General features: G+C 72.0%; 6 protein-coding genes. 1 reads left to right on the top strand and 5 read right to left on the bottom strand.

All coding sequences use genetic code 11. The features are described 5' to 3' along the window. The 4 genes from ACFQ27_RS20465 to pgi all read right to left on the bottom strand — a co-directional run. On the bottom strand, nucleotides 1-400 hold a 400-nt coding region (locus ACFQ27_RS20465), incomplete at its 3' end, for an ATP phosphoribosyltransferase regulatory subunit (RefSeq protein WP_377354878.1). Between the two features lie 4 nt (nucleotides 401-404). Then, a complete protein-coding gene (hisS, locus tag ACFQ27_RS20460) occupies nucleotides 405-1871 on the bottom strand; it encodes a histidine--tRNA ligase (protein ID WP_377354877.1) in 1467 nt (488 codons plus the stop codon). 397 nt (nucleotides 1872-2268) lie between these two features. Then, nucleotides 2269-3123: an SDR family NAD(P)-dependent oxidoreductase gene (locus ACFQ27_RS20455; RefSeq protein ID WP_377354876.1), complete on the bottom strand. Its 855-nt coding sequence runs from the start codon at nucleotides 3121-3123 to the stop codon at nucleotides 2269-2271. A 9-nt stretch (nucleotides 3124-3132) separates the two neighbouring features. Next, entirely contained in the window at nucleotides 3133-4749 is a 1617-nt protein-coding gene (gene pgi, locus ACFQ27_RS20450; RefSeq protein WP_377354875.1) for a glucose-6-phosphate isomerase, read from the bottom strand. A gap of 105 nt (nucleotides 4750-4854) precedes the next feature. Between pgi and ACFQ27_RS20445 the strand changes: the two genes are divergently transcribed. Continuing rightward, nucleotides 4855-5310, top strand: a complete 456-nt coding sequence (locus tag ACFQ27_RS20445) for a hypothetical protein (RefSeq protein ID WP_377354874.1) — start codon at nucleotides 4855-4857, stop codon at nucleotides 5308-5310. Between the two features lie 53 nt (nucleotides 5311-5363). Here ACFQ27_RS20445 and ACFQ27_RS20440 read toward each other — a convergent pair. Continuing rightward, a partial coding sequence (locus ACFQ27_RS20440; protein ID WP_377354873.1) for a thioredoxin family protein occupies nucleotides 5364-5876 on the bottom strand: 513 nt, incomplete at its 5' end.

Below are 5876 nucleotides of genomic sequence, written 5' to 3'. Positions count from 1 at the left end.
CGCGCCAGGCCACGGCCACGACGCCCGCATCGGCCGCCTCGGCGTCGCCGCCGCCGGCGTCGAACTGCTCCAGGCCGATCTGCAGGAACTCCTCGGCCTGGTCGGCGCCCTCGGGCGCGGCGCGGAACACCTTGCCCTCGTACATGTAGCGCCCGGCGCTCGCGCTCCGGTCCAGATGCAGCCGCGCCACGGGCACGGTGAAGTCGGGCCGCAGGCACAGCTCGGCGCCGCCCTCGGCCTGAACCACGAACAGCCGCGCCCGCAGCGCCTCGCCCGCCAGGTCCAGCAAGAGGCCCAGCGGTTGCAGCAGCGGGGCGTCGACGGCTTCTGCGCCCGTCGCCAGGAACGGCGCGCGCAGGGCGGCCAGGCGATCGGGCGGGACCATGGGCTCGGCGCGCATGGCTCTAGGCCTCCAGGATGCGGCGCAGGGCCGGGATCAGCTCGGCGCGCGGGATGGTCTGCTGGCCCGGACGCTCGGCGCGCCAGGCGGCGTTGTCGGTGACGCCCGCGGACAGTTCACGGCCCAGGTCCAGGTCCTTCACCGTCACCGTGCCCGCGGCGACCTCGTCGCCGCCCAGCATGATCGCCGCCGGTGACAGGCGTCTGTCAGCGTACTTCATCTGGGCCTTCATGCCCGATGCGCCAAGATAGACCTCGGCCGGGATGCCGGCGGCGCGCAGTTCGCCCACCAGCTTGAAGTACTCGCCCATGTCGTCCTGGGAGAAGGCGATGACCACCACCGGGCCGCGCACCTCGCGGCCCAGGTTGCGGCCCGCCGCGCGCAGGGCCGAGGCCAGGCGCGACACGCCGAAGGAGAAGCCGGTGGCCGGGGTCCGCTCCCCGGTGAACCGGGCGACCAGGTCGTCATAGCGGCCGCCGCCGCCCACCGAGCCGAACCGCACCGGCTCGCCCTTGTCGTCGGTGGTCTGCAGCAGGAGCTCGGCCTCGAAGACCGCGCCGGTATAGTATTCCAGCCCGCGCACGACCGACGGATCGAACACCGCCTGGTCGGCGCCCACGCCCAGCCCCTTCAGCGCCGCATCGATCCGGGCCAGTTCGGCCAGGCCCTCGTCGCCCTCGGCCGAGCCGCCGATCACGCGCGCGATAGCGTCCAGGGTCTCACTGCGGCTGGCGGCGCCGGCGGCGGTGAAGGCCAGCACGGCCTCGGCGGCCTTGGCGTCCAGGCCGGCGCCCTTGGTGAAGGCGCCGCTCTCGTCCTTGCGGCCCTCGCCCAGCAGCAGGCGCACGCCGTCGGCGCCCAGGCGATCCAGCTTGTCCACCGCCCGCAGCACGGCCAGCTTCTGGCCCTCGCTCGACACCCCGGCCGTGGCCAGCAGGCCGTTCAGGAGCTTGCGGTTGTTGATCTTGACCACATAGCCGCCGGTGGGCAGGCCCGCCGCGCCCAGGCCCTCGGCCGCCATGGCGATGATCTCGGCGTCGGCCTCGGGGCGGGACGAGCCCACCGTGTCGGCGTCACACTGCACGAATTCACGGAACCGGCCGGGACCCGGCTTCTCGTTCCGCCAGACCGGTCCGAAGGCGTAGCGGCGGAACGGCTTGGGCAGGGTCTCCCAGGTCTGGGCCACGAACCGCGCCAGGGGCGCGGTCAGGTCATAGCGCAGGGCCATCCACTGCTCGTCGTCGTCCTGCAGGGCGAAGACGCCCTCGTTCGGACGATCGGCGTCCGGCAGGAACTTGCCGAGCGCATCGGCATATTCGAAGGCGCCCGTATCCAGGGCCTCGAAACCGTAGCGTTCATAGACGGCGGAGACGCGGGTCAGGATCTCGCGCTCGGCGGCGAGGTCGCGGGCGCGGCGGTCGACAAAGCCGCGCGGGCTGCGGGCTTCGGGGCGTTGGGAAGCTTCGGACATGGCGGAGCGCTTAAGCGAGGCGCAGGCGCGCGGCAAGGCGCGGCGCGGTTTGGCGAAGGGCGGAGAAGATCATCGTCGGTCCCTTTTTGGGGTTCGGGTTCGACGGATGGGCCCCGGTCTCAGGCGAGCCCATCCGCTTTCGCGGGGCTCGCGCCGGGGGTGGCTTCAGACCAAACGACCCCGGCCGATCCCGCGTGCGCAGGTCGGATGGTGGTGGCCGTGATGGTGGTGAAGCCGGGTCATCAGGCGGGCTGCATAGCGCAGGCGCGGGCCGATGGCGAGTCCAGCGCGCGCCCCTCACCCTAACCCTCTCCCCGCAAGCGGGGCGAGGGAACAGGCCGGCGCCGAACGGCCCCCTCTCCCCTCGGGGAGAGGATCGGGGGGAGGGGGTGCGGCCTCAGACCCCGATCGCCGGCGTCTTGTAGTCCATGCCCGCCAGGGCCGGGCTCGCATCGGCGGCGTCGAACCCGGCCATGATGCCGGCGAAGCGGCCCTGGACCAGGGGGCGCATGTCGGGGTGGGTGAGGATGTAACGGTCCTTGGCCAGGATCCCCTCCAGCACCCGGCGGCCGACCCGTTCCGGATCGATGCCGTTCTCCACCGGGTTGCCGGGCAGGACCACGCTGTCCGCCGGGCCGCCATACTGGGCCTGGCGGGTGCGGCGGGACTGGTTGATCTTGGTGCGCACAAAGCCTGGGCAGAGCACCGCCACGTGGATGTTCTGCGGCGCCAGCTGCGCCCACCAGCCTTCCGACATGCCGACCACCGCGTACTTGGTCGCCGTATAGGGCTCCATGCCCGGCGCCGAGATCAGGCCGGCCATGGAGGCGGTGTTGACGAAGCAACCGCCCTCCCCGTGGCTGCGGATCAGCGGCGTGAAGACCTCCATCCCATAGACCACGCCCATCAGGTTGACGGCCACGACCCAGTCCCAGTCGGCGGGCTGGACTTCGCCGATCGCCCCGCCCGCGCCGACGCCGGCGTTGTTGCAGACCACATGCACCTTGCCGAACTCGGCCACGGTCTCGTCGGCGGCGGCCTGCACCGCCTTGCGGTCGGCCACGTCGCACAACAGGCCCTTGGCCCGGATCTGGCGGCCTTCCAGCTCGGCCAGGGCGGCGTCCAGCGGCGCGCGCTCGATATCGGCCAGCATGACCTGCATGCCCGCCTCGCCGAAGGCGTGGGCCATGGCCAGGCCAAGGCCGCTCGCCCCGCCGGTGATGAAGGCGGTCTTGCCCTTCAGGTCCTGCATGTCTCGTCCCTAATTCTTAAGCAGCCCGATCAGGGCCGTGGTCGACGGATCGTGCGGGTTTGACGCCCCGCCGTCCAGTTCCGGCAGGATGCGGGCGGCGAGCGTCTTGCCCAATTCCACCCCCCACTGGTCGAAGCTGTTGATCTCCCAGAGCACGCCCTCGACGAAGGTCTTGTGCTCATGCAGGGCGATCAGCGCGCCCAGGGCCTCAGGCGTCAGCCGCCGCATCAGGATAAAGCTCGACGGCCGGTCGCCGGGGAAGGTCCGTTGCGGGACCAGGGCCTCGACCTCGGCGGGCGCGACGCCCTTGGCCTCCAGCTCGGCGCGCACCTCCTCGGCGCTGCGGCCCACCAGCAGGGCCTCGGCCTGGGCGATGACATTGGCGAGCAGCTTGGTCTGTTGGCTGGGTTCGCCCTCGCTGGCTTCGGCCACGGCGACGAAGTCCACGGGGATGATGTCCGTGCCCTGGTGCAACAGCTGGAAGAAGGCGTGCTGGCCGTTGGTGCCGGCGTCGCCGAACACGCTGGCCGCCGTGCCGCGGGCCACGGGCGCGCCGGTGGCGGTCACCCGCTTGCCGTTCGATTCCATCTCCAGCTGCTGCAGGAAGTCCGGGAACAGGCGCAGGCGCTGGGCGTAGGGGATGACCGCCCGCATCGGCCGGCCCATGCCGTTGCGATTGAAGATATGGGCGAGCGCCAGCAGCACCGGGGCGTTGCGCTCAAGTGGGGCGCTGGCGAAGTGGTCGTCCAGGGCCGCGGCCCCAGCCAGCAGGGCCTCGAAGACCTCCCAGCCCAGGGCGATGGCGCAGGACAGGCCCACCGACGACCAGATGGAATAGCGGCCGCCCACCCAGTCCCAGAAGCCGAACACCTGGTCAGCGGGCACGCCGAAGGCCTGGGCCACCGCCGGGGCGGCGGAGACCGCCACCAGCTGGCTGTCAGCCTTGGGCCCCAGGGCGCCGCGCAGCCAGGCGCGGGCCGTCTCGGCGTTGGCGATGGTCTCCTGGGTGGTGAAGGTCTTGGAGACCACCACCACCAGGGTCCGGGCGGGGTCGAGGCCGTCGAGGGCCAGGGCCAGCTCGGCCGGATCCACATTGGCCGCGAACCGCAACTCGATCTGCGGCGACAGGGGGCGAAGCGCCTCCCAGATCACTCGCGGCCCGAGGTCAGAACCGCCGATGCCGATATGGACGATGGCCGAGTAGGGCTCGCCGGTGGCGCCGCGCAGGGCGCCGGAGCGGACCTGGCCCGCGAACGCCTTCATCTGGGCGCGGGTGGCCTCCACCTCGCCGGAGACCGGAACCCCTTGCGCCTTGAAGGCGGCGCCGGCCGGCGCGCGCAGGGCCATGTGCAGGGCCGCCCGGCCCTCCGAGGCGTTGACGGTCTCGCCGGCGAACAGGCGGCCGCGCGCGGCCTCCACCCCGCCCGCCTTGGCGAGCTCCAGGGCCGCCGCCAGGTCGGCCTTGGTCCAGGGCTGCTTTGTGAGGTCGATGCGCAGACCGCAGGACTCGACCACCATGGCCTCCAGGCGGTCCGGCTCGGCGGCGAACAGGCTCGCGATACGCCGGCCCTTTGCGGCCTCGCCGGCGGCTTCCAGGCGGCTCCAGGCTTGGGCGGCGTCAGTCATCGGCGGTCCTTCGGGCGGCAGGTAAACCGGCGTTTACCATGTTGGCGGTAGCAGGTCGTGCAGGGTCCTGTCTTGGACGTGGGCCATTAAGCGAGGGTTTCAACAATGTCCTGCGACGCCGCCGCCTCCGCCGCCCTGATGTGGTTCGCCGCCACCGCCCCGATGGCGCCCGCGCCCGCCCTGCAGCTGACAGTGGCCCAGGCCCCGACCTCGGTGGCGCACGAGCCGCTGTTCGCCGACATCGTCCAGCGCGCCAAGCGCCTGAAGGCCGAGGTCGACGCCTTCCGCGGCAATGACCGCCCGATCCCCGAAGCCTTCGGCAAGAAGGTCTCCGAGCTGTCGGACCTGGACATGAAGGGTCACCTGACCCTGGCCCAGCGCGGCACGGACGGCGACCTGAAGTGCATCCTGCGCGGCATCTCCCAGGACCTGCCCCTGAAGCTCGCCGCCGTCACCGAGGCCAAGGACCGCAAAGCCCGCGACCTGGCCCTGCGCGACATGGCCTACCTGCTGAACGACAACGTCGAAGTCATCACCGCGCCGCCGGCGCCGGCGGTGTAGGCCGCGCAAAAATCCGCTCATCCCGGCGAATGCCGGGATGAGCGGTGGGGCCGTCAGCGGGCAGCCTTCTCCACCGCCGCGCTCAGGATCTGCGGCGTCAGCAGTTGCGGCAGGATCTCCGGCTCGCCGCCGTTCTTGGGATAGACCAGATAGAGCGGCACGCCGGCCCGGCCGTGCTTGGCCAGTTCGGCCTCGATGATCGCGTCCTTCCGGGTCCAGTCGCCTTTCAGATAGACCGCGCCCGCCGCCTTGAAGGCCGCGGCGGCCTGGGACGTGGAGAAGGCCACCCGCTCATTGACCTGGCAGGTGACGCACCAGGCGGCGGTGAAGTTGACGAACACCGGCTTGCCCTCGGCCTGGGCCTTGGCGACGGCCTCGGGGCTCCAGGCCTCGTAGGGGATCGCCGCCGTCTCGCCCGAGGCCTCGCCTGTCGCGGCCGGGGTCGCATAGGCCGGCCAGATAGCGCCGGCGAGCGCCGCCAGGGCGATAACGGCGCCGGACAGGCCTTGGGCCAGGGCCGACTTGCCCGCGGCCTGGCGATGCTGGGCGACGCCGGCCAGCCAGGC

This window comes from Phenylobacterium conjunctum (assembly GCF_042679085.1).
Lineage (GTDB): Bacteria > Pseudomonadota > Alphaproteobacteria > Caulobacterales > Caulobacteraceae > Phenylobacterium > Phenylobacterium conjunctum.
This window is presented reverse-complemented; position numbering and strand designations above follow the sequence as displayed.